Below are 25,926 nucleotides of genomic sequence, written 5' to 3'. Positions count from 1 at the left end.
TGCCGCGAGCTCGCCCAGCGGCTTCGGTGGCCTCCGCCACCCGACCTGCGCGGGGCGCCTCCCAATCAGATGCGCGGAGCGGGAATGACCACCATGGGCGACTGGATGTTCAGCACAATCGAGTGGCTCACCGAACCGAGCAGTAGTTTCGAGATGCCCTTCTGCCCATGGTCGCCCACGACGAGCAGCGCGGCTCCACGGGAAGCGTCGAGCAGCGCCGATTGCGGGGCGCCGCGCACGAGTGAGGCCCGAATCGAGAGCGCCGGATAACGGCGGGCGACGGTGACCAGTGCTTCGTCGAGAATGCGCCGATGGGACTTCTCCAGCGTCTGTAGAAACCGAGCGTCGGGTTCGGTCGTGTCGCGCCAGACAAGCGGCTCCTGCCACGCGTGGATCGCGTGCAGTTCCTGGCCGGTGCGGTCGGCCTCCTTCGCGGCGAAGCCCACGGCGGCGTTCGAGGCCGCCGATCCGTCGACGCCGACCACGACGCCGGCATGGTGTGTGCTGTCGCCCTCCGGAATAATCGCGATCGGTCCCCGGGCCGAACCGGCCAGTCGGGCCCCCATCGACCACTCGTAACGCAGGGTCGATCCGCGACGACGGTGCGTTCCCACCACAACGATGGTGTCGGTTTCGCTCAACGCGCGCAGTTCGGTGACCGGGTCCCCGGAGCGTAGATCGGCGTGCACGGTGAGATCCGGGTATTTTGCGCTCACCCGGTCGGCGGCATCCTTGAGTACTTCGCGGGCGTGCACGGTGGTGGACTCCTCGGCGAAGTAATCCGCCGACGATACCGTTCGGTCGAGGATGCGCACCAGGGTGAGCTCGCCATCGTTGCAGCGGGCGAGTGACCAATCCAGGGCCGCCCGAGCGGGGTCCGACCCATCCCACGCGACCACCGTCTGGTTCCGTGTGAGCGTGTGCGTCATGAGCTCAATCCCTTCTACGGTGGCGGGCCACGAGCGGGAATGTCGTGTGAACGTCACCAACGAGTGATCTTCACGTTAGCTATCGCCGGTGCCCGCGAGTAGGGCCTTAAGTCACGTCTGGTGATGATTCACGCGGCAAACCTCGCCCGGCGCCAGGGCGATACTCCTGGTCACCAGAAAACTCACACGAGCGGCCCCCGCCTCGAGGCGGGGGCCGCCGGACATCGGTTCGCAGACGAGCAGAGTGCGCAGGAAGACCTCCCAGGAAAACCTCCGGGAATACCTGGTCAGCGAGAGATGACGACCTTGAGTGCCTTCGTTTCGGCCGCGCGGCTGAAGGTGTCGTAGGCCTCGAGGAACTGGTCGAAGTTGAAGTGATGCGTGGCCAGTTTCTCAGCCGGCAGCTTCTTGCTCGCGACGAGCTTGAGCAACATCTTGGTGGTGTTGGCGTTGACCAGCCCCATGCTGATGTTGATGTTTTGAATCCAGAGGGTTTCGAGGTGGAGGTCGACGGGTTGGCCGTGCACGCCGACGTTGGCGATGTTGCCGCCCGGGCGCACGATCTCGGTGGCCATGGTGAAGGTCGCCGGAATGCCGACGGCCTCGATCGCGACGTCGACGCCGGCGCCGTCGGTCAGTGCGAGCACCCGGTCTTTCCAATCGGCGGCGCCGGAGACGACGGTGTCGGTCGCGCCGAAGTCGCGGGCGCGCTCGAGCCGGTTCTCGTCCAGGTCGATCGCGATGATGCTCGCTGCGCCGTAGAGGCCGGCGGTGGCAATGGCGGCCAGGCCGACCGGGCCGGCGCCGATGACGGCGACGACATCGCCGGGCTTGACCCGGCCGTACTGCACGCCGATTTCAAAACCGGTCGGCAGAATGTCGCTGAGCATGACGCCCTGGTCGTCGCTGACGCCCTCCGGCAGCTTGTGGAGGGAGTTGTCGGCGTAGGGCACGCGCACGAACTCGGCCTGGGTGCCGTCGATCAGGTGGCCGAAGACCCAGCCGATGCCCGAGGCGCCCTCGTCGCCGAGGCAGTGGGAGTAGAGGCCGTTGCTGCAATTACTGCAGTGTCCGCAGCTCTTGATGCAGGAGATGATGACGCGGTCACCGACTTTCAGGTTGCTGACCGCTGAACCGACCTCGGTGATGGTTCCAACGCCCTCATGGCCGAGGATGCGCCCGACGGTGACAGCGGGAACGTCGCCCTTGAGAATGTGCAGGTCGGTGCCGCAGATCGTGGTCGTGTCCACGCGCACGATGGCATCGGTCGGGCTGTGCAGCGTCGGGTCGGGAACGTCGGTCCAGCTTTTTTGGCCGGGGCCACCATAAACGAGTGCCTTCACGAGCTTCTCCTCGATTCTTAAGAATATGAGCGGGCAAAAACCCCTCGAAGCCACGGTATGACCGAACGGTCACCGGCGACTAGGGCCGAAAGTCCTACCCCGACGGGGCTGCAGATTGGGCACCCAATCGGGACTTCCGGCCCTACGTGTTGGCCCGGGCGGCTGACAGAATAAAGACGAGGCGATGGGGCATCAGCTCCTCCTTCGTGGCGGGAGACTCCACTGCTGCGACCTGCGATCAAGAACGAGGTAGAGCAATGAACCGGATGATTGTGGTCGGCATCGATGATTCGGCTGCCGGCGAGACCGCCCTCGCGTGGGCTATGGCCCGAGCCGCCAACGTTAAAAGTCCGGTGATGCTCATGCACACCGTGTACGAAACCTGGCTGGCCGACGGTTACGGCTACTACGACAGCATTCTCGACGCCGAGAAGAAACTGCTCGCCGAGGCCGCTGCCCGCGCCGAGATCTTCGCGCCCGCGGTCACCACCCACACCGAACTGCGCACGGGCAGTGCGCCGCGCGTTCTCAGCGAGTTGTCGAAAGACGCCGCCCTCGTCGTCGTCGGCACCGATCAGAAGGGCCGGGTCGAAGGCGAATTGTTTGGCAGTGTGAGCCTGCAGATCGCGGCACTGTCAACCTGTCCGGTCGCCGTCATCCCCTCGCTGCCCGAAACCGAACGCTCCGGCGTCTACGTCGGCGTCGACGGCTCCGCTGATTCGATCGCCGCCGTGGCGTTCGCCGCCGCCGAGGCCGATCGTACCGGTCAGGAACTATATGCCCTCTACGCGGTGCACCTGCCGAATCGCCGCGTGCTGCGCAGCATTCCCGCCGACGCTGTGACCGAGCGCATGGAAGAGGAACGTGTGGTGCTCGCTGAGTCCGTGGCGGGTCTGACAACTCACTACCCCGACTTGGTGGTGCACCAGGTTCTCGAGACCGACGAATCGCCAGCCAGGGCGCTCGTTGCGGCCGCCCGCACGGCCCAGCTGCTCGTCGTGGGCAGCCGGGGCCGGGGCTCACTGCAGCGCTTGCTGATGGGGTCGGTCAGCCACGAGGTGCTGTTGCACATCACCTGCCCGACAATTGTCACCAGAACCACCCATAAATAGCTTCACCGCCCTGAAGTCGTGCCACAGTTAGACGACCAAGCGGCACAAGGGTGGGGGCGACTATGACGGATCAGACCGCCGCCGAGCTCGCCCTCACCCAGGACCGTATGCGCGGTCTGCTCGACGCCGTCGTTTCGGTGGCCGAAGACCTCAGTCTGGAGGCCGTGCTGGAACGTGTCACCGTCGCGGCCTGCGAGCTCGTGCAGGCGCGGTACGGTGCCCTGGGCGTAATCGGCACGGGTCAGGCCCTGAGTCATTTCATCACCGTGGGCTTCGACGAGGAGACCGTTCGGCAGATCGGAGCGCTTCCGGTCGGCCATGGCGTGCTCGGGTTGCTCATTCGGGAACCGCACCCCCTTCGTCTGCATGACCTGCACGACCACCCGGATTCTTTCGGTTTTCCCGCCCATCATCCGCCGATGAAATCGTTCCTCGGCGTTCCGGTGCGGGTGCGCGACACCGTCTTCGGCAACCTGTATCTCACTGAGAAGGAGGGCGGTGGCGACTTCACCGACGAAGACCAGACCCTGGCCGTCGCGCTCGCCGCGGCCGCCGGTGTCACGATCGAGAACGCGCGTCTCTACGATGAGTCCCGCGCCCGCTCACGTTGGCTCGAGGCGGTCGCTGCGATGGGCCGCGACCTGCTGCGACCCGTTGACGGCGAAGACAACGGCCTCGACCTTGTCGTTCAGCGGGCACTCGCGGCGTCCGGTGCCGACCTGGCCGTGATCGGGTTTCCTACCGACGACAGCCTGTACTGCGCAGCCGCAGCTGGCACGACGCAAACCGGTGCTGTCGCGTCAGCACTGGTCGGTACGACCGTGCTGCTGCAGGCCGGCGTGCTGCGCGAACTGCAGGCCACCGGCCGGTCTGCCACGCTCGTCACGCCGCCCCTGCAGGATGCGGATGCCGCGCCCGGCTCGGTTACAGCGTGGTCGCATCTGGGGTCAACGCTCATTGCAGCCCTGGGGCCAGCCGGGGAAGGACAGGGCGTGATTCTGCTGTCGCGGGCACCGGCATCCGCTGCATACAGTCTTACCGATGTCGAGATGAGCGCGGTTTTTGGCACCCAGCTGTCGCTCGCCCTCGAACTGGCCTCGGTGCATCGCATGCGTGAAGAGCAGGCCGTGCTGGGGGACCGTGACCGTATTGCCCGCGACCTGCACGACCTGGTCATCCAGCGGCTTTTCGCCGCCGGGCTGAGCATGCAGAGTCTGCGGCGGTTCACCAACGATCCGATCGCGCTGGATCGCATCAACGCGGTTACGACGGAGCTCGATGACACCATTCGGGAGCTGCGCGACACGATCTATTCACTGCGCGGAATGGCGCAGGACGCCGACACGCTGAGCAGTCGCATTCTGGCTGTGATCAAAGAGGGGGCGGCGAGCCTGCCGTTCGCGCCGCGCATCCGCTTATCGGGGCCGATCGATGCGCCGGTGTCCGATGACCTCAGCAGCAGCCTGCTTGCCGTGATCTCGGAGGGGCTCAGCAACGCGGCGCGGCATTCCCAGGCGAGCACGATCGACATTTCGGTTGATGCTCAGGGCGATCGTTTCAAGCTGGTCATCGCCGATAACGGCTGTGGTTTCAGTAAGCTCACCCGCCGCAGCGGCCTGGACAACCTCAAGGAGCGCGCGACGCTGCTCGGCGGAAAGTTCTCTGTGCGCAGCATTTTAGGCGAGGGGACGCGGCTGCGTTGGTCGGCACCGGTTCCGGAAGTTACCGTTGGTGTTCGTCTCCACGTTTCGCAACGTACACGGCAGCCTGGGTTCGGCGCTGAAAATCCAGTTTCGCCAGCATCGAAGACACGTAGTTCTTGACGGTCTTTTCGGCCAGAAACATGGTTTGACCGATCTCACGGTTGGTCAAACCCTCGCCGATCAGGTCGAGCACCTTGCGCTCCTGCGCGGTGAGCGACGCAAGGCGGACGTCTTGTGGATCGGCCAGCCCGGCGATGATGCCCGCCTTGACCGCGGGATCGAACAGGGATTCACCGTCGGCAGCGCGGCGGATCTTGCCGAGCAGGTCGGTGCTGCGAATCTCTTTCAGTACGTAGCCGGCCGCGCCTGCCAGCACCGCACCGCGCAAGGCCTGCTCGTCGTCGTAGCTCGTGAGAATGAGGCACTGCAATGCCGGATCGACCGAGCGCACGTCGCGACAGACCTCGATACCGGTGCCGTCGGGCAGGCGGGCGTCGAGAATGGCCACGTCGGGGCGCAGCTTCGGGATCAGGACGGTGGCTTCCGCTGCCAGGCCGGTGTCGGCGACGACGTCGAAACCCTCACCCTCGAGCAATTCACGCAGGCCACGACGCACCAGCTCGTGGTCGTCGAGGATGAAAACGCGGATGGGAACGGCGGGCGTTGCCCCGGCCGTCGTCTGGGGCGCGCTGTGCGGCAGGTTCATAATGGTCCTTCCCGAATGAGCACGCTGGCTCCATGCGTATCATCAGTGTCGCGCGCCGCTCGGCCCGGCGACTAGGGCCAAAGGTCCGGTCCTCTAAGAACGCACCAACCGCGCGATGGCCGCCGAGGCCTCCTGCAGCTTGGCCTCCGCTTCGGCGCCACCGGCCATGGCCGCGTGCAACACGCAGTGGGTGAGGTGATCATCGAGGAGGCCCAGAGCGACTGATTCGAGGGCGCTCGTCATGGCGGAAATCTGGGTGAGAATGTCGATGCAGTATTTGTCGTCGGTAACCATGCCCTGCAAGCCGCGGGCCTGGCCCTCGATGCGGCGCAGGCGCTTGAGGTAAGCATCCTTGTTCGAGATGTAGCCGTGCGGACCGTCGTGGGTCTCGGAATCGCTCATGGCCCTATCCTCTGCGTTGCTCGTGAACCCCAGCCTCAACTGTACCCCCTCGGGGTATAGTTGGAGTAACGGTACCCCCAAGGGGTATGCTCGAATGAATACCCATTCGAGGTACAAGACAGTGAGGAATCACCATGAGCATCACGACCGCGTACGGCGTTGACGGAATGACCTGCGGCCACTGCGTCGCGAGCGTGACCGAGGAGATCGGGCTTGTTGCGGGCGCCGAAAACGTCACCGTAGAACTCGTCAAGGGCGGCACTTCACAGGTCACCGTTACGAGCACGTCGGAACTCGACCGAACCCTGGTCGCCGCGGCCGTTGAGGAGGCGGGCTACCAGCTGGTAGCCGCTGCCTGATGGCCGCTGGCCAACAGGTTGACCTGCTCGTTGGGGGCATGACCTGCACCTCGTGCGCTGCCCGCATTGAGAAGAAGCTCAACCGCATGCCCGGGGTCGCCGCCACGGTGAACTACGCCACGGAGAAAGCGAGCGTTTTCGTGCCCGCTGGTACGAGCGTCGACGATGCCATCAAGACCATTGAAGCCACCGGTTACACGGCCGCGTTGCCGGCCGTTGTCATCGAAAAAGACGCCGCCTCCCTCGAGGTCGCTTCCCTGCGCCAGCGCCTGCTGATCTCAGCCGCACTGACCCTGCCGGTCATCATCCTGTCGATGATTCCCGCGCTGCAATTCACGAACTGGCAGTGGCTGGCCCTGACCCTGGCGGCTCCCGTCGCCACCTGGGGTGCCTGGCCATTCCACCGCGCCGCCTGGGTGAACGCCCGCCACGGCGCCGCAACCATGGACACCCTAGTCAGCGTCGGCGTGCTGGCCGCCCTCGGTTGGTCGCTCTACGCCCTGTTTTTCGGCATGGCCGGGATGGCCGGAATGACCATGAGCTTCACGTTCTCGGCCACCCCGGGTAGTGGCGCCGACGAGATCTATCTCGAGGTGGCATCCGCTGTCACCGTGTTTATTCTGGCCGGTCGCTACGCGGAGGCACGGGCCAAGCGCAACTCCGGCGCGGCCCTGCGGGCATTGCTGGAGCTCGGCGCGAAGGAGACCACCCTGCTGCGCGACGGCGTCGAGAGCCGCATCAGTACCGCCCTGCTCGTGGTGGGTGACCAGTTTGTCGTGCGGCCGGGCGAGAAGATCGCGACCGACGGGGTGATCGTCGACGGCTCGAGCGCTATCGATGCGAGCCTGCTCACCGGCGAATCGGTGCCGCTCGAGGTGGGGCCCGGCGACAGCGTTGTGGGTGCCACGCTGAACTCCGGCGGACGGCTCGTGGTGCGGGCGACGCAGGTCGGCGCCAATACCGAGCTAGCCCAGATCGGTCGACTGGTCGAGCAGGCGCAAACCGGCAAGGCCGAGGTGCAGCGCCTGGCCGACCGGGTTTCCGGCATCTTCGTGCCGATCGTGATCGGGCTCGCCCTGGCCACGCTGGCCGGCTGGCTGCTGGTCGGCGCCGGGCCGGCGATGGCATTCACCGCGGCCGTGGCGACGCTCATCATCGCCTGCCCGTGCGCGCTCGGGCTCGCCACGCCGACCGCTCTGCTGGTGGGCACCGGGCGCGGCGCGCAGCTGGGCATTCTGATCAAGGGGCCGCAGGTACTCGAGTCCACGCGCCGTGTCGACACGATCGTTCTCGACAAGACCGGAACGATCACCACCGGGCGCATGACGCTCGCGACCGTGAACGCGTACGAATGTGGTTCTGAAGACGAGTTGCTGCGTTTGGCGGGAGCTGCGGAAAGTGGGTCGGAGCATCCGATTGCGCGGGCTATCACGGCGGGTGCGCTGTCGCGGCTTGGGTCATTGCCAGCTTCGTCGGCGTTTGCGTCGGAACAAGGGCTCGGGGTGCAGGCCACGGTTGACGGCCGGCAGATTCTGGTCGGGCGTCCGGTGTGGCTGCTGAACCGGTGGGGGTTGAACGTGCCGATCGAGATGCAGGCCGTGATGGGTACGGCCGAAGGGGACGGCAAGACGGCCGTCCTGGTGGCCTGGGAGGGACGGGTGCGCGGCGTGCTCACCGTCTCCGACACGGTGAAGCCCACGAGCGTCGCTGCCGTCGCGCGCTTTCGCGCTCTCGGGCTGACGCCCCTGCTCGTGACCGGTGACAATCTCGCAGTCGCGCAGAGTGTTGCGGCTGAGGTTGGCATCATCGACGTGACCGCCGGGGTGCTGCCCGCCGACAAGGCGCGGGTGATCCGTGAGTTGCAGGCGAAGGGGCACGTGGTCGCCATGGTGGGGGATGGGGTGAATGATGCCGTCGCCCTGGCTACAGCTGACCTCGGCATTGCGATGGGGTCTGGCACCGACGTTGCCATTGAGGCGAGCGACCTCACCCTCATGCGCAGCGACCTGCTGGCCGCAGCCGACGCCATCCGCTTGTCTCGGCGTACCCTCGCGACGATCAAAGCCAACCTGTTCTGGGCCTTCGCCTACAACGTTGCGGCGATTCCGCTCGCGATGGCCGGTTTGCTCAACCCCCTGATCGCCGGCGCTGCGATGGCCCTGTCGTCGGTCTTCGTGGTGACCAACAGCCTGCGCCTGCGCGGGTTTCGGGCGCTGCCGACCGCCTGAACCGTGCCCGGGGAGTGTGTGTGGGTTCTTTTGGGACGGGGCCCGGGCCCGGAACGTGGGCCCAGTTTATAGACCGGGCCCACGTTCATAAGGTGGGCCCGTCGCGAGCGGATGCCGCGCCCGTGGCTCCTTCGTCACCTTGTGCCTGGATACCCTATGGGGTATATTTGCACTGGAGGCACACATATGAAAATCATCATCGTAGGCGGAGTTGCGGGCGGAATGTCGGCAGCTACCAGGTTGCGCCGGCTCGACGAGAGCGCCGAGATCATCGTATTCGAGCGTGGACACTACGTCTCGTTCGCTAACTGCGGCCTGCCGTATTTCGTGGGGGGAGTCATCCGTAATCGCGATGAACTGCTGCTGCAGACCCCGGAATCCCTCGAGGCTCGCTTCGCGCTCGACGTGCGTATCGATACCGAGGTCGTTCAGATCGACCGAGCAGCCCAGACCGTCTCTGTGCGCAACCTGGTCACCGGTGAACACAGCGTCGAGGGCTACGACCGCCTCGTGCTCGCCGCCGGTGCCTCGGCCCGCTCCGCCGCGATTGACGACACGGCCATCCCCACCCACACCCTCCGCACCGTCGACGACGTCGACCACATCACCGCGGTGCTCGCCGAAACGAGCGGGGCATGCGCTGTGGTGGTCGGCGGCGGCTTCATTGGTCTCGAAGCCGTTGAAAACCTCGTGCACCGTGGCGTGCACGTGACCCTCGTGCAGCGCGGGCCGCAGATCTTCACCCCGCTCGACCCCGAAATGGCCGCGCCCGTGCTTGATCGCCTGCGTGAACGAGGCGTCGACGTGCGACTCGGAACCACCGTGGTCGGTTCCGCCGCGCCAGGCACTGTCGCCCTGAGCGACGGCACGACCGTACCGGCCGACCTCGTGATCGACGCGAGCGGCGTGCGGCCCGACGTCACCCTCGCCGAGCAGGCGGGCCTTAGAATCGGCCGGAGCGGCGGTGTCTGGGTCGACGGCACCCAGGCCACCAGCGACCCGCACATCTTCGCCGTCGGCGACGGTGTCGAGAAAGCGGATGCCGTCAACGGCTCCGGCACGCTCGTCACCATGGCCGGACTCGCGAACCGCCACGGCCGTTCCGTCGCCGACAGCATCGCCGGCACCGCCGAGCAGGCAGCCCCGGCCGTCGGCGCCGGAATCCTCGGGATTTTCGGCCTCACCGTAGCCCTGGTCGGCTGGAGTGAGAAGCGCCTGGTCGAGGCGGGACGCGCCCACCGTATCGTGCACACCCATCCGGCCAACCACGCCGGCTACTACCCCGGGGCCGAGGGCATGTCGATCAAACTTCTGATCGACGCCGAGTCCGATGCAATTCTGGGAGCGCAGATCGTGGGCGGCGTGGGGGTGGACAAGCGCATCGACGTGATTGCGGTCGCGATGGCGGCCGGGCTGAGCGCATCCGCTTTGACCCGACTCGAACTCGCCTACGCACCGCAGTATGCCTCGGCGAAAGACCCGATCAACCAGCTCGGCTATGTCGCCGACAACCTCGCGCGGGGCACGAGCATGAACCTCCAGTGGCATGAGCTGGCGGCGGCGCGCGCGGCGGGCGCCGTGCTCGTTGACGTTCGCTCCGCCGGCGAATTTGCCACGGGCAGCATTCCGGGCGCGATCAACCTCTCGCTCGAGGACCTGCGCGAGCGACTCGTCGAGTTGCCACGGGTGCCGCTGATCGTGCACTGTCAGGTCGGCCAGCGCGGCCACACCGCCGCGCGCATTCTCACCCAGCACGGATTCGACGTGCAGAACCTCGACGGCGGCTACCGCACCTGGCTTGCCGGAACGTCTAATCTTGTTGTTTCCCCCACTGTTGAAAGGGTCCCCGTATGAAAGAGATCACCGTCACCGAACTCTCGGTGCTCGACGCGCCAGTCGTCATCGACGTGCGCGAACCGGGGGAGTACGAAGCCGCCCACGTACCCGGCGTGATGCACATTCCGATGGCTGAGATCGTCGAGCGCATGGGTGAGATTCCAGCGGATGTTCCGGTGCACGTCATCTGCGCCGTCGGCGGTCGCAGCGCGCAGGTGGTCGAGTACCTCGCGGCCCACGGTCACGACGCTGTGAACATTGCCGGGGGCACGAAGGCCTGGCAGCAGGCCGGGCTCCCGACCGAGCAGGGAGCCTGAGATGACGATCTCACACGATGCCCGGGCCACCGAGCAGAAAAAGATCCTGAACCGGCTACGCCGGGCGCAGGGGCAGCTGACCGCCGTCATTGCCGCGGTCGAGGGCGGTGGCAATTGCCGCGACGTCGTCACCCAGCTCGCTGCCGTGTCCAGTGCGCTCGACAAAGCGGGTTTCGTCATCGTATCGACCGCGATGCGCGACTGCATCGCGAACCCCGATGACGAGAACTCTCTCACGGTCGCCGAGCTCGAGAAGTTGTTCCTGACGCTCGCCTAGGGAGCGGGGTGCGGGGTGCGGGGTGCGGGGTATCCGCTCGCCGGGCCCACCTTGTAGCCCCGGGCCCAGTTTATAAACTGGGCCCGGGGACGGGGCCCGGGCCCCGTCCGCAGAAGTGACCCGCGCTCCCCGGGGCTGGAACAGGCGGGACTCAGACCGCGGGGGATACTCCGAGACCGGCAAGCATCTCGATGACATTGGCCTTGACCTGGTCACGGATGCGCCGTACCTCGTCGATCGGCTGGCCCGCCGGGTCGACGAGTTCCCAGTCCACGTAGCGTTTGCCGGGATAGATCGGGCAGGCGTCGCCGCAGCCCATGGTGATCACGACGTCGGCCGCCTGCACGACGTCGTCGGTGAGGGGCTTCGGGAACGACTCGTCGAGCGACAAGCCGAGCTCGGTCATGACCGCGACCATCGTGGGGTCCAGCTCCGACGACGGCATCGATCCCGCCGAGCGCACGTGCACGGCCCCACCGGACAGCACGTTGGTGAACACCGCGGCCATCTGCGACCGGCCGGCATTCTGCTCGCAGACGAACAGTACCTCGGGCACCGCACGCTCGATGGCGCCCTTGGCCTGGGCGAGTGCGGTGAGGCGCTCACGCGAAAACCGCGCCGTGCGGGTGGTGAGGTGTGCCTTCACGCTCGAGGTGCGCAGCAGCCCGGTGTAGGACTCGAGTACGTACCGTTCGACGGTTTCGGTAGCGAAAACGCCGTGAAAGCGCTCGGCCAGGTCACCGGCGAGTCGTTTGAGGGACTCTTCGGGATAGCTGAGGCCGGGAAGCATGGTTAAGCCTTGACCGGCAGAATCTCGGCGAGGAGCGCCTCGACGCGCGCCTTAATCTCATCGCGAATGGTGCGCACGCTCTCGATGCCCTGGCCGGCCGGGTCATCCAGCAGCCAGTCCTCGTAGCGCTTGCCGGGAAAGATCGGGCAGGCGTCGCCGCAGCCCATGGTGATGACCACGTCGGACTGCCTGACGGCTTCGGTCGTGAGAATCTTCGGCACGTTACCGGCGATATCGATGCCCTCTTCGGCCATCGCGGCGATCGCTACCGGGTTGATCTGATCCTTCGGTTCGGAGCCAGCCGAAAACACGTCGACTCGCCCCTGCGCCAGAGCGGTCAGATAGCCGGCGGCCATCTGCGAGCGGCCGGCGTTGTGCACGCAGACGAACAGTACGGAGGGTTTCATAGAACGCTTCTTCCTTGAGTGTGGTCTAAACGAGAGAGGATGCCGCGGGCGTCGTCGGCGCGTCGGCCGCGGGCATCCGCTCGGGAAACAGGCGAGGCTTGAGCCAGAGCGCGACGTAGACGAGGGCGACGAGGGCTGGGACCTCGATGAGCGGACCGACGATGCCGGCGAGGGCCTGGCCGCTGAGGGCGCCGAAGGTTCCGATCGCAACGGCGATGGCGAGCTCGAAGTTGTTGCCGGCGGCCGTGAAGGCGAGGGTCGTGGTGCGCTCGTAGGTCATGCGCAGCAGGCGACCGGTGAAAAACCCGACCAAGAACATCACCGCGAAGTAGACCAGCATCGGCAGGGCGATGCGTGCCACGTCACCCGGATGATCGATGACCTGCTGGCCCTGCAGTGCGAAGAGCATCACGATCGTGAACAGCAAGCCCCAGAGGGCGAACGGGCCGACCCGGGGGAGGAACGTGGCCTCGTACCAGTCGCGGCCACGCCGAGCCTCGCCAATGCGACGGGACAGATAACCGGCCAGGAGCGGTATGCCCAGGAATACCAGAACGCTCGCGGTGATAGCCCAGATCGAGAACTCGGCGCTCGTGGTGGGCAGACCGAGCCAGCCCGGCAGTATTTGCAGGTAGAACCAGCCGAGGACGCCGAACGCGACGACCTGGAAGACCGAGTTCACGGCGACGAGGAAGGCTGCGGCTTCGCGGTCACCGCAGGCAAGGTCGTTCCAGATCAGCACCATGGCGATGCAGCGGGCGAGGCCGACGATGATGAGCCCGGTGCGGTATTCCGGCAGGTCGGGCAGAAAAATCCAGGCCAGGGCGAACATGAGGGCTGGGCCGACCAGCCAGTTCAGCAGCAGGGAGGAGACCAGGAGGCGTTTGTCGGCGGCGACGGCACGGGCATCCGTGTAGCGCACCTTGGCGAGCACCGGGTACATCATGATGAGCAGTCCGATGGCGATCGGCACGCTGATCGACCCGATGGTGAAGGCGTGGAGCACGTCACCGACGGCTGGAACGAACACGGCGAGCAGCAGGCCGAGGCCCATGGCAGCGAGGATCCAGACCGGCAGCAGCCGGTCCATTGCGCCGAGCCGGGTGGGTGCTATTGCTGTGTTGCTCACGAATCTCCAAGTATTGACGACAGCGATTCGCGCTAACATTGATCGTTGTCGATCCTTACGCTAGAGCAATACATCGACCAATGTCAATCTAAGGAGAGTGTGTTCACGTGACGTTTACCCAGATCCTGCCCCTGACTGACATTTCGCGAGCGGATGCCTGCTCCACTCCGCAGGCGCGCGCGGCCACCTCCCCTGAGCACGCCGAGACCCTCGCCCATTCGCTCAAAGCCCTCGCCGATCCGGCCCGGCTGCGCATCATCTCGATCGTCTCAGCCCATGCCAACCAGGAAGCCTGCGTCTGCGACCTGACCGACCAGCTCACCCTGAGCCAGCCCACCATCTCGCACCACCTCAAGGTGCTCGTGGAGGCAGGGTTTCTCAGCCGCGCCAAACGTGGAACCTGGTCGTACTACAGCCTGGTGCCCGGCTCGCTGGGCGCTGTCGCCCGGGTGCTCTCCGCTATCTGACTCGCGGCTGTCCAACCTGCGGCCTCCGTTCGACCGAACCGCTGCCGTGCTGCCGTGCCGCGCTGCCGTGCCGCGCTGCCGTGCCGCGCTGCCGTGCCGCGCTGCCGTGCCGCGCTGCCGTGCCGCCGTGAAAACGTGCCGAAAAGGGCATGTATTCTGGCCACGGCGCCCGATCTCGTCGGAGCATCCGCTCGACTCGGCCGGGGCCAATGGTTCCCGCTGATTGTGACGGAACCAGCAACGATGAGACAGGTGAACCATCGACACGATCACGCCGGGCGCCATGCACCGGCGTTGGGGTTACGTCGGCCTCGTCTTTCTCGGCGGAACTGTGGGCACCGCCCTCCGCGAGGCACTCACACTCGCGCTGCCCCCGGTTGATCTCGCCGCCGGGGCTCGACTGCCGCTGACCACCCTCGGCATCAACCTGCTCGGTGCCCTACTGCTCGGGCTACTCCTCGAGGCCCTCGCGCGTCGCGGAACCGACGCTGGCCGCCGCCGCACCGCGCGCCTGCTGCTCGGCACCGGACTGCTCGGCGGATTCACGACCTACAGCGCCCTCGCAACCGACAGCGTTTTTTTGCTGCAGGATGGTGCGACCGGAGTGGCCATTGCCTATGGTCTTGGTTCGGTTCTGTTCGGTGGCGTCGCCACCTGGCTCGGCATCCTGATCGGTGCGGCGCTGCACCGGCGCACGCACGACGGGCCCGCAGTCGCTGGGGAGGAGACGGCATGACCCCCCTCCTGTTCCTGGCCATCGCCGCGGCCGGCGGCGCGGGCGCGGCCGCCCGGTTCCTTCTCGACGGCCTCGTGCGCTCCCGGCTGGGTGACGCGTTCCCGTTCGGAACGATGATCATCAACGTGGGCGGCTCGCTGCTGCTCGGGCTCGTTACCGGCCTGGCAATGAACCACCTGCTCGCTCCTGAGTGGAGCCTCGTGCTCGGTGCCGGTCTGCTGGGCGGCTACACGACGTTCAGCACGGCCAGCTTCGAAACCGTGCGGCTGATCCAGGCGCGCCGTTACCGGGCGGCGTTACTGCATGGAATCGGCATGCTCGGGGTGTCCGTGGCCGCTGCCGCGCTCGGCCTCTGGCTTGGGCTCGGGCTCGCGCCGGGCTAACCCGGCGGGGCCAACGCTCAGGCCCTGGAACGTGAAGCGACGGTGAGTGCTCATTGGGGCTCGTCGAAGTATAGGTGGGCGTGCAGCCGGCAGCCGGGATTGAATTCGGCGCTGCAGTGCGGGCAGCGATCGACTCGGTGATACTCGACGATGCTGAGCTGGCGCTGGCATGCACCGCACAAGATTGCGAGCTCTGACCACTGGACGTGCGGCCACCGCCGGGTCGTGTGCGGCGTGGGTTCGCGCCGCACGGCCTCGTCGTGGCACTGGAAGCACGGGTAATACCGTCGGCAGCAGGCAAATTTGATCGCCACGATGTCGCGCTCCGAGTGAAAGTGGATGCACCGGGTCGCCGCATCGAGAACCGCCCCGTACACGGTCGGCACGCCCAGTCCCGGCACGCCCAGTCCCGGCACGCCCAGTCCCGTTGGGGCCGTCTCGTCAGAATCGCTCATCATAACGCGCGGCTACTTACCGGGCGCAGCGGTCAGCTGTGCGGTGACGAATGCTTCGAAGGCGGCGGGGTCGGCAAACGAGCCGGTGTAGCTCACGCCGTTCACCAGCACTGTGGGCGTTCCTTTGACATTTTCAATGTCGGAGTTGGGGATCGGCCCCGCGAGCGCACGCTGCGTCGACGCTTCGACCCAGCCGGCATAGGTTTGGTCGGTGATGCAGCTGGCGACACCGCTGGACGTCACCCCGGCTCCCCGGGCGAGACTGGCAAGTTCGGCATTCGTCCGGCCGCTGGAATTCTCGGAGGGCTGATCGGCGAACATTGCCGTATTGAACGCCAGGAAGTTGTCGGGGTCATCGTCGGCCACGCAGGCGGCCGCATTCGCGGCCCGCGTGGCGTACTTGGTGCCCGACGAGAGATGGTCGAGAATCGAGATCGGGTGGATTTCGACCGTGGCATTGCCGGCGGTCACCCAGTCGGTGATCTGCTTGCCGTTGGTGGCCTCGAAGTTGCCGCAGATCGGGCACAGGTAGTCGAGGTACAGCACGATGTTGGCCGTGTCGGTCAGGGCGGTCTGGTCGGTCGCGATGGGATCGGCGTCGGCGGCGAGGGCGACCGTCGTGGCGGCGGAGACCGTGGCGCCGTCGCTGCCGAGCAGGATGCCATCGCTGGCCATGTTGGCCGGGCCCGATGCTGCAGGGGCATTCACGTTGTTCACGATGACGAGGGTCACGATGGTGACGACGGCGAGCAGGCCGATACCGATGCCGCCGCGCAGGACGAGGCGACGGCGCTGAGTCCGTTTGGCCTGCTCGACGCGCAGCAGTCGAGCATGTTCGCGGGCTTCGTCGCGGCGGTCTTTCTTCGGTGGACGGGCCTGACCGGAAGTGCTCATGCGGGAGTTCACCATTCGTTCGATGCAATGCCGCCGGAGCAGCCGTTGCCTACGACGTTAGCGGCCCCGACTAACGGTCCGGTTCAGACTGGCTGAAAGCTGGCTGGGGGCTGTGCTCTGCCCGTTCGGATGCGGGCAGAGAACAGCAGAAGGTAGGCCAGCGCGCAGCAACGGATTCGGCTGTTCAGCGGCGCGTGCTGAACGCCGCATCGAAGGCATCCGTCGGCGCGTCGAAAGCGAACGCCCGCACGAAGGCGAGCGCTTCGGGTGCGCCGACCAGCCGATCCATGCCGGCGTCCTCCCACTCCACTGAGAGCGGACCGTCGTAGCCGATGGTGTTGAGCATGCGGAAGCTGTCTTCCCACGGCACGTCGCCGTGGCCGGTCGAGATGAAATCCCAGCCGCGGCGAGGGTCGGCCCAGGCCAGCAGCGAGCCGAGGCGGCCGTTTCGACCATTGTTCAGGCGCTTCTTCGTGTCTTTGCAGTCGACGTGGTAGATGCGGTCTTGAAAATCCCAGAGAAAGCTGACCGGGTCGAGGTCTTGCCAGACGAAGTGGCTCGGGTCCCAGTTCAGGCCGAATGCGGGTCGGTGCCCGATGGCTTCGAGGGTGCGCACCGTCGTCCAATAGTCGAAGGCGATCTCACTCGGGTGTACCTCATGGGCGAAGCGCACGCCGACCTCGTCGAACACGTCGAGGATCGGGTTCCACCGGTCGGCGAAGTCCTGGTAGCCGGCATCGATGAGCTCTTGCGACACCGGCGGGAACATGGCCACATACTTCCAGATCGACGAGCCGGTGAACCCGATGACCGTCTTCACGCCGAGCTTCGCGGCGAGCCGGGCGGTGTTCTTCATCTCCTCGGCGGCGCGCTGGCGCACGCCCTCCGCGTCGCCGTCGCCCCAGATCGAGTCGGGCAGGATATCGCGGTGCCGCTGGTCGATCGGGTCGTCGCAGACGGCCTGGCCTTTGAGGTGGTTGGAGATGGCCCACACCTTCAGGTCGTACTTCTCGAGCACGGCCAGCTTGCCGGCGACATAGTCGGCGTCGTTCCACCGATCCGGGTCGAGATGGTCGCCCCAACACGCGATCTCCAGCCCGTCGTAGCCCCAGCCGGCAGCGAGCCGCGCTACTTCTTCGAAGGGAAGGTCGGCCCACTGGCCGGTGAACAGGGTGATGGGGCGGGGCATGAGTTCTCCTATTTCTGTGAGGCGAGTACGCGGGCGAGGGTGGGCGTCCAGGCGCTTCCATTGTCGGAGCTGGCCTCCACGGCAGCGAGCACCTGCTGTACCTGCAGGCCGTCAGCGAACGACGGGGTCGGCTGCACGCCGGCCGCGACGGCCTCGACGAAGTCCCTGGCCTGATGGGTGAAACCGTGCTCGTAGCCGAGCGTGTGCCCGGGGGGCCACCAGGCGGCCAGATACGGATGCTGCGGCTCGGTGACCAGAATTTTGGTGAACCCCTGCTGGCCGTTCGCGGTGGTGCCGTCGAAGAAGCTCAGGGCGTTGAGGTCTTCCAGGTCGAACGAGATCGCGCCCAAGGAGCCGGCCACCTCGATGCGGAAGGAATTCTTGCGGCCGGTACTGAAACGCGTGGCCTCGAAGCTGCCCAGCGCGCCGCCCTCGAACCGACCCGTGAACAGGGCCAGATCGTCGACCGTCACGGGGCCATGCTCGGTGGTGCCCGTACCCGAGAGTCCCTGCCGGGAGCCAAGAAGTGGGCGTTCGGCCACGATCGTCTCGATGATGCCCGAAACGCTCACGAGTCGTTGCCCGGTGATGAACTGGGCGAGGTCGATGGCGTGGGCGCCGATATCGCCGAGCGCCCCGGAGCCGGCGAGCTCCTTCTGCAGGCGCCAGGTGAGCGGGGACTGCGGGTCGACGAGCCAATCCTGCAGGTAGTTCACCCGCACCTGGCGAATATCGCCGATCTTGCCGGCCGCGACAAAATCGCGGGCGAGTGTGGCTGCCGGGATTCGCCGATAGGTGAACCCGACCATGGCATACACGCCCAGGTCGAAGGCGCGAGCGGCGGCATCCGTCATCGCCTCGGCCTCGGCAACCGTGTTCGCGAGTGGTTTTTCGCACAACACATGTTTGCCGGCGTCGAGGGCGGCGATCGCGATCTCGGCGTGCGAGGTGCCCGGGGTGACGATGTCGATCACGTCGATATCCGGCCGGTCGATCACGGCCCGCCAGTCGGTGGAGGATTCGGCCCAGCCCCAGCGTTGGGCGGCCTCGTTGGCGCGAGCGGCGTCGCGCCCCACGAGAACACTCATCTCGGGCTGCGCTGCCAGGTCGAAGAAGCGGGGGGCGACGCGCCAGCCTTGGGAGTGCGCGGCGCCCATGAACCCGTGGCCGATCAGTGCGACGCGAAGCGGTGCGCTCATGTGAACTCTCTTCCTGTTGATGGTCACGGGGAGCACGACTCGCGTGCTCCCCGTGAGACGCGCCTGTGGTGCTTAGGACTCGAAGGCGGTCGGCAGGTACTTCTCCACGTTCTCACTGGTCACCACGGGGGCGTTCAGCACGATCCGGTTGGGAATCTCCACCTCGACGAGGTCACTCATGGCTTTCTCCTGCACGAGCAGGCGGGCCAGGCGGATGCCGTCGGCCGCCTGGGTGGACGGATACACCACGGTGGCCTTCATCACGCTGTCGCCGGCCTGGATCAGGCGCATGGCGTTAGCGGATCCGGCGCCGCCGACCATGATGAACTCGTCGCGCCCGGCGGCGTCGATGGCCGCGAGCACCCCGATCCCCTGGTCATCGTCGTGGTTCCAGAGCGCGTCGATCTGCGGGGCGGCGGCGAGCAACTGCGAGGTGGTGGCCTCGCCGCCCGCTACGGTGAAGTCGGCGGAGACGCGGTTGGTGACGGACAGTCCGCAGTCGGAGAGCGCCTTGGCGAAGCCGGCGCTGCGCTCCTGGGTGAGGGGGAGGGAATCGATGCCGGCGATCTCGGCGACCACGGCGTCGGGGTTATCGCCGAGTTCCTCGCAGATGTAGGTGCCGGCGCTGACGCCCATTCCGTAGTTGTCACCGAGGATGGTGGCGCGGGCGGCGAAGGTGCTCGAGAACTCGCGGTCCACATTGATCACCGGGATGCCGGCCTCCATGGCGCGGATGGCCACCTGCGTCAGGGCGGCGCCGTCGGTGGGCAGCAGCACGATGGCATCGACTTTATCGTTGATGAAGGTTTCGACCTGGCTGATCTGCAGGTTGGCATCGTTGGTACCCTCGGCAATCCTCAGGTCAACGTCGTCGTACTTGTCAGCCTCAGCGATGGCGGCGTTGTTGATGGCGCCAAGCCAGCCGTGGTCGGCCGCGGGACCGGAGTAGCCGATGGTGATGGTGTCGCCCTGGGCTTCGTTGCCCTCGACGCTCGCGTTCGTGGGCTGGGTGTTCGTGGTTGCACCGCCCGCGGTGCAACCGGTGATGAGGCCGACGACGGCCAGCGAGGTGCCGGCGGCGAAAAGAATTCTGCGACGGACAGTGCGTGGTGCAAGCATGTGTTTCCCTCTGGCTCGGTCATTGCTGCGGGTAATAGGAATGGCGCTGTGATGGCGGCCAGCGACGGATGCGGGGCAATTGTCGATCAGTTGAGATGTCGTCGACGCTGACGAGTTGAACGATAGCAGATGATGACGGTTTGCATGCAACTTATTGCTGTTCATCGACGTAAGTGCCATCGTTGTGTTAGATTTTCCGCATGATCACTGCCGACCATTCCGCACCATTACTCGAAGTGCGCGGGCTGAGAAAGAGTTTCGCCGGCGTTAAGGCCCTCCAGGGCGTCGATCTCGTCGTGCGACCCGGCGAGGTGCACTGCGTGCTCGGCCAGAACGGCGCGGGAAAATCCACCCTCATCAAGACGCTGTCCGGTGCCTACCAGCCCGACTCCGGTGAGATCTTCTGGCAGGGTGAGCCGATCACCATCGGTGGCCCGGTCGCCGCCCTCGAACTCGGCATCGCCACCATGTACCAGGAACTCGACGTGGTCGACGGCCTCACGATCGCGGAGAACGTCTTTCTCGGCCACGAGCAGGCCACGGGCGGGCTGCTTCACGTGGCTTCGGCCAATGCCCGAACCGAGCAAATCCTCTCCCGCCTCGGTCACGGCGAAATCTCGCCGCGCATGGAGGTCGGCCAGCTCTCGGCCGCGAACAAGCAGATCGTGAGCATGGCCCGGGCCTTGAGCCGGGACACACGGCTGATCATCATGGATGAACCCAGTGCGGTGCTCGATTCCCAGGAAGTGGAGAATCTGTTCCGTGTCGTCGCCGAGCTCACTGCCCAGGGCATCGCCGTGGTCTACATCTCCCATCGACTGGCCGAAATTCGTCGCATCGGCGACCGCATCACCGTGATCAAGGACGGTAAGAGCATGGCCAACGGCTTGAGCGTGTCCGACACGTCCACTCCCGAACTCATCCGTCTGATGACGGGCCGCGACGTGGCCAACGTTTTTCCTGCCGCCACGCCGATCGCAGCGGATGCGCCGGTGGTGCTGGCCTGCCACCGGCTCGGAGTGCGCGGCGTGTTCAGCAATGTCTCCCTCGAGGTGCGGGCTGGGGAGGTCGTGGGGCTGGCCGGCCTCGTGGGATCGGGCCGCTCCGAAATTCTGGAAGCGATTTACGGCGCTCGCCGGAGCACGAGCGGTACCGTGACCGTGAACGGCACCGTACTGCGCGCCGGCTCGGTTGAGGCCGCGGTGAGTGCGGGCATCGGGCTGTCTCCCGAGGAACGCAAGAGCCAGGGACTGATCCTCGACGAACCTATCTTCAAGAACGTCACGCTGTCGTCGTTCGGGCGCTTCGCCCGCGGCGGGTTTCTGAACGAGCGGCGCGAGCGCCAGGCCGCGCGGGAGCAGATCGAGGCGCTCGAGCTGCGGCCGGCTGATCCCGACCTGGTCACCCGCACGCTGTCCGGCGGAAACCAGCAGAAAATCCTGCTCGCGCGTTGGCTCGTGCACGGCACTGCAGTACTCCTGCTCGACGAACCGACCAGAGGGGTGGACGTCGGTGCCCGCGCCGAGATCTACGGTCTCATTCGGCGTCTCGCCGAAGCCGGCACCGCCATCATCGTGGTCTCGAGCGAGATCGACGAGGTACTCGGCCTGGCCGACCGCGTGCTGGTCATCAGCGACGGCGCGGTTCTCACCACTACCAATTCCAACGAAATCGACGAGCCCGGTGTGCTCGATCTGGTCATGAGAGGAAGTGCCGCATGAGCGAGCAAATCACCCAGGCGGCCCCGCCGATCCCGCAGGCACACGTCTCCCCGCCCGGACGCCTGAAACGGACGCTGGGCGGCTCGGTGGGCCGCAACCTCGGGCTGGTCATCGCCTTCGCGCTGCTGATCCTGGTAGGAACCCTCACGGCGGGCGACCGATTCGCCAGCGTCGACAACTTCGTCACCATCATCCGCTTCGCCTCGATCGTCGGCGTGGTCTGCGTCGGAATGACCTTCGTGATCACGGCCGGGGGCATCGACCTATCGGTGGGTTCGGTGGTGGGCCTGTCGAGCGTGGTGGCGAGCCTCACCGCGGTGCAGCTCGCCTCCGCGCAGTCGTCCTGGCTGCTGATCGTCGTGGTCGCGCTGGCCGTTGGCACCCTGGCCGGCTTCGTGAACGGCGTGGTGATAGCGTACGGCGGCGTCGTGGCGTTCATGGCAACGCTCGCCATGCTCGTGGGCGCGCGCGGCCTTGCCGAACTCATCTCGAACCGGTCGACCCAGATCGTGAACAACCAAGAATTTCTGAGCTTCTTTCGCGCCGACCTGCTCGGCGTGCCCATCCTGATCTGGATCTTTTTGATCGTGGCGGTAGCAGGCTGGGTGCTGCTCAACCGCACCACCTTCGGTCGACGTACAGTGGCCGTCGGCGGCAATGCCGAGGCGAGCCGCCTCGCCGGCATCAAAGTGAAGCGCCACATGGTGTACGTCTATATGCTCTCGGGCCTCACCGCCGGCATCGCCGGGGTGATGTTCCTCGGCCGCACCACGGTTGGTACGTCGACGCACGGCACGCTCCTTGAGCTCGACGTGATCGCGGCCGTCGTGGTGGGCGGCACTCTGTTGATCGGCGGGCGCGGGACCATCGTGGGATCCGTGCTCGGGATTCTCATTTTCAGCACGCTCACCAACGTCTTCACCCAGAACAACCTTTCGACCTCGGTGCAGAACGTGGCGAAGGGCGTCATCATCGTGGTCGCCGTGCTGTTGCAACAGCGTTTCGCCTCCCGCGGCAGCCGCAGCAAGTGACCGTACCGGGCAGCAGGGCGCCGGTCGTCTTCGATGATGGGATTGCCGAGACGGCCCTGCCGCACGGCGCTCAGGTCGAGACGGAGGTGCTGATCGTCGGGTCGGGTCCGGCCGGATCTGCCGCGGCACTGTTCCTCTCCACTCTCGGCGTCGCCAACATGATGATCACCAAGTACCGGTGGACGGCGAACACGCCGCGCGCCCACATCACCAACCAGCGCACGATGGAGATCTTTCGCGACGTCGGCATTGACGACGCGGTGCGGGCCGAGTCGACACCGAACGAGCTGATGGGTGACACGGTGTTCTGCACATCGATCGCCGGCGAAGAACTCGGTCGCATCCTCACCTTCGGTACGCACCCAGCCCGCCACGCGGACTACGAACTGGCCTCACCGGCCAGCACCTGTGACATTCCACAGACTTACCTCGAGCCGATCCTGGTGAAGAACGCCACGACGCGGGGAACCCAAACCAGGTTCTCGACGGAGTACCTCTCCCACGTGCAGGACGCGGAGGGGGTGAGCGTGCGCGTACTGGACCGGCTCACGGGAGCCGAGTTCAGCATCCGTGCAAAGTATCTGATCGGCGCCGACGGAGCACGCTCCCAGGTCGCTGCCGATATCGACCTGCCGATGGAGGGGGAGATGGATATCGCCGGATCGATGAACATCACCTTCACCGCCGACATCACGCCCTTCGTCGAGCATCGCCCCTCGGTGCTCTATTGGGTGGTGCAACCCGGGTCCAACATCGGCGGTATCGGCACGGGCCTGGTGCGCATGATCCGGCCGTGGAACCAGTGGCTTGTGGTGTGGGGTTACGACATCTCGCAAGAAGCGCCCGTGATTGATGAGGCCGCCGCTACGCAGATCGTGCGGAACCTGCTCGGCCTCCCCGACCTCGAGGTGGAGATCACCGGAACGTCGCTGTGGGGCAACAACGCCCAGTACGCCACGAGGCTGCAGCGGGGGAGGGTGTTCTGCGTGGGAGACGCGGTGCACAAGCATCCGCCGAGCAATGGGTTGGGGTCGAACACCTCTATTCAGGATTCGTACAACCTGACCTGGAAGCTTGCCGCCGTGCTCGCTGGTACAGCGGGCCCCGACCTGCTGGAAACTTATTCCACGGAGCGCGCCCCGGTGGCCAGGCAGATCGTACTGCGCGCGAACAAGTCGGCCCGCGAGTTCGGCCAACTCTTCGACGCGCTCGGCGTGACCACAGCGCGCACCGAATCGGAGATGATCGAGATGATCGAAGAGCGCAAGGCGAACACCCCGGCGGGCGCAGCCAAACGGCAGGCCATCCAGGCCGCTATGGAGGTCAAGGACTACGAGTTCAACGCCCACGGCGTTGAGGTCGGGCAGTTCTATGAATCGACCGCCATCGTCGGCGACGGCTCGCGACGCCCGGAACCCGAGCGCGATCCCGAACTGTACTACCAGGCCTCGACCGTGCCGGGCTCGCGCCTGCCGCACGCCTGGGTAGGAGACAGCGTGCACAAGATCTCGACCCACGATCTCGCCCCCTTCTCGCAGTTCACGCTCATCACCGGCATCACCGGATCAGCCTGGGCGGAGGCCGCGGCGCGCGTCGGTGAGCGGCTCGGCGTCAAGCTTGAAACCGTGATCATCGGCCCTGGCCAGCCCGTCACCGACCTGTACTTCGACTGGGCCAGGCTGCGCGAGGTGGCCGAGGACGGTGTCGTGCTCGTGCGCCCCGACAAACACATCGGCTGGCGGTCGTACCGGCTCGCCGAACATCCGGAAGAGGCCGTGTTCACCGCGATGACCGCGATGCTCAGCCGCGCCGACAGCCGCGCCGACAGCCGCGCCGACAGCCGCGTCTTTGCCGGGCAGTCGGCATGAGCCGCGCATGATGACCCCGGATGCCTTCGCCCGTCTCGTGCGCCTCCCCGCCGCGCTCACCGCGCCCGGCGATACCCTGGCAGGGGCCGCTGCCTCCGGCCGCTCCCTCGGCCCGCACACCGTTCTGCTTCCACTGTGCTCGACCCTCATCTACTGGGCGGGCATGGCACTAAACGATTACGCCGACCGGGCACTTGACGCGGTGGAGCGCCCGGAACGACCGATTCCGGCCGGCGATGTGACACCCACCGAGGCCCTCGCTGTGGCGATCGTTCTCACCACGGCCGGCGTCGGCATTGCCGCGCTGAGCGGCGGACGGCGGGCCCTCGCGGTCGCGCTCCCACTGGCCGCAAGCGTCTGGGCTTACGACCTGGTGTTCAAATCCACCCCGTTCGGCCCGGTCTCGATGGCGGCCACCCGATTGCTCGACGTGCTGCTCGGCGCCGGTTCGGTACCGGCAGCACTGCCGGCGGCGCTCACCGTGTTCACCCACACCCTCGGCACCACCACCCTCAGTCTCGACGAAGTGCACGGATCCAAGAACGGCGTGGTGGGTACTCTGGCCGTCGCGGGCACGACCGGCGCCGCCGTGATGGCCGCTTTCGGCCGAGTTCGGCAGCCTGCTAACAAATGGCTGCCCCGGGTCGTCGGGGCCGCCCTCGCGACCGTCTACCTCGGCACCGTTGCCCCTGCCCAGCTACGCGCTCGGAACACACGCGCCGCCGCCGACGTGCGCCGAGCGGTCGGAGCCTCGGTCATCGGCACGATCGGCCTGCAGGCGGCGCTGATCGCGCGGTCCGGCGCAGTGGGCACCGGCCTGGCCGTCGCAGCCCTGCTGCCGCTTGGCCGGCGCCTCACCCGGAGGGTGTCCGCCACATGAGCGTCGCAACGCCCCAGACCACGGGGGCGCACCAGTGAGAGGCACCGCCTTGCACGACCACCTGACCGACGCCGGTTCGCTCTGGCTGGAATCTGCCCGGGTCGACATTGAGCATCATCCGGCAGCGATCACTCGGTACTTCCCAGCGGTGTCCCGGCGCTGTGGGCGCGCCCCACTCGTGCACGATGATGTGCAGGGCCTGCGCTACGGCACCGTCGACGATGCGGCTCGCGGCGTACTTCTGGGCGCACTCGCCGGTGCGGCCCGCGTCGATCTTCTGGATGACCTGTATCGTCACGGCGATGCCGGCGAGAAACGCGGAGTGCTGCGCGGGCTGCACCTGCTCGATGATCCTGACGCTTCGCCTGGCACTGGCACTGGCACTGGCACTGGCACTGGCACTGGCACTGGCACTGGCACTGGCACTGGCACTGGCACTGGCACTG

27 protein-coding genes are annotated in these 25,926 nt (G+C 66.4%); 14 read left to right on the top strand and 13 right to left on the bottom strand.

Features of this window, described 5'->3' with window-relative positions; all coding sequences use genetic code 11:
* Window positions 1-65: 65 nt before the first annotated feature.
* Both CXY83_RS07645 and CXY83_RS07640 read right to left on the bottom strand, forming a co-directional pair.
* Complete coding sequence (locus tag CXY83_RS07645) at window positions 66-929, bottom strand: universal stress protein (protein ID WP_104196784.1); 864 nt, start codon at window positions 927-929, stop codon at window positions 66-68.
* A gap of 287 nt (window positions 930-1,216) precedes the next feature.
* Window positions 1,217-2,272, bottom strand: coding sequence for a zinc-dependent alcohol dehydrogenase family protein (locus CXY83_RS07640; protein ID WP_104196783.1), 1,056 nt, complete (start codon window positions 2,270-2,272; stop codon window positions 1,217-1,219).
* 257 nt (window positions 2,273-2,529) lie between these two features.
* Between CXY83_RS07640 and CXY83_RS07635 the strand changes: the two genes are divergently transcribed.
* Window positions 2,530-3,384 (top strand): universal stress protein, encoded by an 855-nt coding sequence (locus CXY83_RS07635; protein WP_104196782.1) that lies wholly within the window; start codon window positions 2,530-2,532, stop codon window positions 3,382-3,384.
* Between the two features lie 62 nt (window positions 3,385-3,446).
* On the top strand, window positions 3,447-5,207 hold the full coding sequence (locus CXY83_RS07630; RefSeq protein ID WP_104196781.1) for a GAF domain-containing sensor histidine kinase: 1,761 nt from the start codon (window positions 3,447-3,449) through the stop codon (window positions 5,205-5,207).
* Here the strand turns inward: CXY83_RS07630 and CXY83_RS07625 are convergent.
* Window positions 5,107-5,793: a response regulator transcription factor gene (locus CXY83_RS07625; protein WP_104196780.1), complete on the bottom strand. Its 687-nt coding sequence runs from the start codon at window positions 5,791-5,793 to the stop codon at window positions 5,107-5,109. The two genes, CXY83_RS07630 and CXY83_RS07625, sit on opposite strands and share 101 nt — an antisense overlap.
* 93 nt (window positions 5,794-5,886) lie before the next feature.
* A complete protein-coding gene (locus CXY83_RS07620; RefSeq protein ID WP_104127771.1) occupies window positions 5,887-6,195 on the bottom strand; it encodes a metal-sensitive transcriptional regulator in 309 nt (102 codons plus the stop codon).
* A gap of 134 nt (window positions 6,196-6,329) precedes the next feature.
* Between CXY83_RS07620 and CXY83_RS07615 the strand changes: the two genes are divergently transcribed.
* The 5 genes from CXY83_RS07615 to CXY83_RS07595 all read left to right on the top strand — a co-directional run bounded on the left by CXY83_RS07615 (window position 6,330) and on the right by CXY83_RS07595 (window position 11,212).
* A complete protein-coding gene (locus tag CXY83_RS07615; protein WP_104196779.1) occupies window positions 6,330-6,554 on the top strand; it encodes a heavy-metal-associated domain-containing protein in 225 nt (74 codons plus the stop codon).
* A complete protein-coding gene (locus CXY83_RS07610; RefSeq protein ID WP_104196778.1) occupies window positions 6,554-8,782 on the top strand; it encodes a cation-translocating P-type ATPase in 2,229 nt (742 codons plus the stop codon). The genes CXY83_RS07615 and CXY83_RS07610 overlap by 1 nt, the downstream gene beginning before the upstream one ends.
* Before the next feature lie 186 nt (window positions 8,783-8,968).
* A complete protein-coding gene (locus tag CXY83_RS07605) occupies window positions 8,969-10,636 on the top strand; it encodes an FAD-dependent oxidoreductase (RefSeq protein WP_104196777.1) in 1,668 nt (555 codons plus the stop codon).
* Window positions 10,633-10,935, top strand: a complete 303-nt coding sequence (locus tag CXY83_RS07600) for a rhodanese-like domain-containing protein (protein ID WP_104196776.1) — start codon at window positions 10,633-10,635, stop codon at window positions 10,933-10,935. Before CXY83_RS07605 ends, CXY83_RS07600 begins: the two co-directional genes overlap by 4 nt.
* A 1-nt stretch (window position 10,936) precedes the next feature.
* Window positions 10,937-11,212 carry a metal-sensitive transcriptional regulator gene (locus tag CXY83_RS07595; RefSeq protein ID WP_104196775.1) on the top strand — a complete coding sequence of 92 codons (276 nt, stop codon included), beginning with the start codon at window positions 10,937-10,939 and terminating at the stop codon, window positions 11,210-11,212.
* A gap of 151 nt (window positions 11,213-11,363) precedes the next feature.
* Here CXY83_RS07595 and CXY83_RS07590 read toward each other — a convergent pair whose 3' ends face one another.
* Genes CXY83_RS07590 through arsB form a run of 3 tightly spaced genes read right to left on the bottom strand, consistent with a single transcriptional unit; the run spans window position 11,364 to window position 13,499 of the window.
* The gene (locus tag CXY83_RS07590; RefSeq protein ID WP_104196774.1) at window positions 11,364-12,002 is read right to left on the bottom strand and encodes an arsenate reductase ArsC; all 639 of its coding nucleotides are present in this window, start codon (window positions 12,000-12,002) and stop codon (window positions 11,364-11,366) included.
* Between the two features lie 2 nt (window positions 12,003-12,004).
* A complete protein-coding gene (locus CXY83_RS07585; RefSeq protein ID WP_104196773.1) occupies window positions 12,005-12,409 on the bottom strand; it encodes an arsenate reductase ArsC in 405 nt (134 codons plus the stop codon).
* A 25-nt stretch (window positions 12,410-12,434) separates the two neighbouring features.
* The gene (gene arsB / locus CXY83_RS07580) at window positions 12,435-13,499 is read right to left on the bottom strand and encodes an ACR3 family arsenite efflux transporter (RefSeq protein ID WP_233200704.1); all 1,065 of its coding nucleotides are present in this window, start codon (window positions 13,497-13,499) and stop codon (window positions 12,435-12,437) included.
* Between the two features lie 146 nt (window positions 13,500-13,645).
* Here arsB and CXY83_RS07575 point away from each other — a divergent pair, with 146 nt between their 5' ends.
* From CXY83_RS07575 to crcB, 3 genes are all read left to right on the top strand, one after another.
* On the top strand, window positions 13,646-14,005 hold the full coding sequence (locus CXY83_RS07575) for a helix-turn-helix transcriptional regulator (protein WP_233200686.1): 360 nt from the start codon (window positions 13,646-13,648) through the stop codon (window positions 14,003-14,005).
* 283 nt (window positions 14,006-14,288) lie between these two features.
* A complete protein-coding gene (locus CXY83_RS07570) occupies window positions 14,289-14,741 on the top strand; it encodes a CrcB family protein (RefSeq protein ID WP_104196771.1) in 453 nt (150 codons plus the stop codon).
* Window positions 14,738-15,124 carry a fluoride efflux transporter CrcB gene (gene crcB, locus CXY83_RS07565; protein ID WP_104196770.1) on the top strand — a complete coding sequence of 129 codons (387 nt, stop codon included), beginning with the start codon at window positions 14,738-14,740 and terminating at the stop codon, window positions 15,122-15,124. Before CXY83_RS07570 ends, crcB begins: the two co-directional genes overlap by 4 nt.
* Window positions 15,125-15,174: 50 nt before the next feature.
* Here crcB and CXY83_RS07560 read toward each other — a convergent pair whose 3' ends face one another.
* From CXY83_RS07560 to CXY83_RS07540, 5 genes are all read right to left on the bottom strand, one after another.
* Window positions 15,175-15,582 carry a CHY zinc finger protein gene (locus CXY83_RS07560; RefSeq protein WP_233200684.1) on the bottom strand — a complete coding sequence of 136 codons (408 nt, stop codon included), beginning with the start codon at window positions 15,580-15,582 and terminating at the stop codon, window positions 15,175-15,177.
* A 9-nt stretch (window positions 15,583-15,591) separates the two neighbouring features.
* Window positions 15,592-16,473, bottom strand: coding sequence for a thioredoxin domain-containing protein (locus CXY83_RS07555; protein WP_158251858.1), 882 nt, complete (start codon window positions 16,471-16,473; stop codon window positions 15,592-15,594).
* 184 nt (window positions 16,474-16,657) lie between these two features.
* Window positions 16,658-17,662: a sugar phosphate isomerase/epimerase gene (locus CXY83_RS07550; RefSeq protein ID WP_104196768.1), complete on the bottom strand. Its 1,005-nt coding sequence runs from the start codon at window positions 17,660-17,662 to the stop codon at window positions 16,658-16,660.
* A gap of 8 nt (window positions 17,663-17,670) precedes the next feature.
* Entirely contained in the window at window positions 17,671-18,861 is a 1,191-nt protein-coding gene (locus tag CXY83_RS07545; RefSeq protein WP_199184924.1) for a Gfo/Idh/MocA family protein, read from the bottom strand.
* Window positions 18,862-18,933: 72 nt separating this feature from the next.
* Window positions 18,934-19,980 (bottom strand): substrate-binding domain-containing protein, encoded by a 1,047-nt coding sequence (locus CXY83_RS07540; protein ID WP_104196767.1) that lies wholly within the window; start codon window positions 19,978-19,980, stop codon window positions 18,934-18,936.
* Window positions 19,981-20,180: 200 nt separating this feature from the next.
* Here CXY83_RS07540 and CXY83_RS07535 point away from each other — a divergent pair, with 200 nt between their 5' ends.
* Genes CXY83_RS07535 through CXY83_RS07520 form a run of 4 tightly spaced genes read left to right on the top strand, consistent with a single transcriptional unit; the run spans window position 20,181 to window position 25,480 of the window.
* Complete coding sequence (locus tag CXY83_RS07535) at window positions 20,181-21,701, top strand: sugar ABC transporter ATP-binding protein (RefSeq protein WP_199184923.1); 1,521 nt, start codon at window positions 20,181-20,183, stop codon at window positions 21,699-21,701.
* Complete coding sequence (locus CXY83_RS07530; protein ID WP_104196766.1) at window positions 21,698-22,732, top strand: ABC transporter permease; 1,035 nt, start codon at window positions 21,698-21,700, stop codon at window positions 22,730-22,732. Before CXY83_RS07535 ends, CXY83_RS07530 begins: the two co-directional genes overlap by 4 nt.
* Window positions 22,729-24,600, top strand: coding sequence for an FAD-dependent monooxygenase (locus tag CXY83_RS07525; protein WP_104196765.1), 1,872 nt, complete (start codon window positions 22,729-22,731; stop codon window positions 24,598-24,600). The genes CXY83_RS07530 and CXY83_RS07525 overlap by 4 nt, the downstream gene beginning before the upstream one ends.
* 7 nt (window positions 24,601-24,607) lie before the next feature.
* A complete protein-coding gene (locus CXY83_RS07520; RefSeq protein WP_233200682.1) occupies window positions 24,608-25,480 on the top strand; it encodes an SCO3242 family prenyltransferase in 873 nt (290 codons plus the stop codon).
* On the opposite strand, the gene CXY83_RS07515 is transcribed toward CXY83_RS07520, so the two are convergent.
* A partial coding sequence (locus tag CXY83_RS07515) for a hypothetical protein (RefSeq protein ID WP_199184922.1) occupies window positions 25,455-25,926 on the bottom strand: 472 nt, incomplete at its 5' end. The two genes, CXY83_RS07520 and CXY83_RS07515, sit on opposite strands and share 26 nt — an antisense overlap.

It is taken from the genome of Cryobacterium sp. M15 (assembly GCF_002929675.1).
Taxonomy (GTDB): domain Bacteria; phylum Actinomycetota; class Actinomycetes; order Actinomycetales; family Microbacteriaceae; genus Cryobacterium; species Cryobacterium lyxosi.
This window is presented reverse-complemented; position numbering and strand designations above follow the sequence as displayed.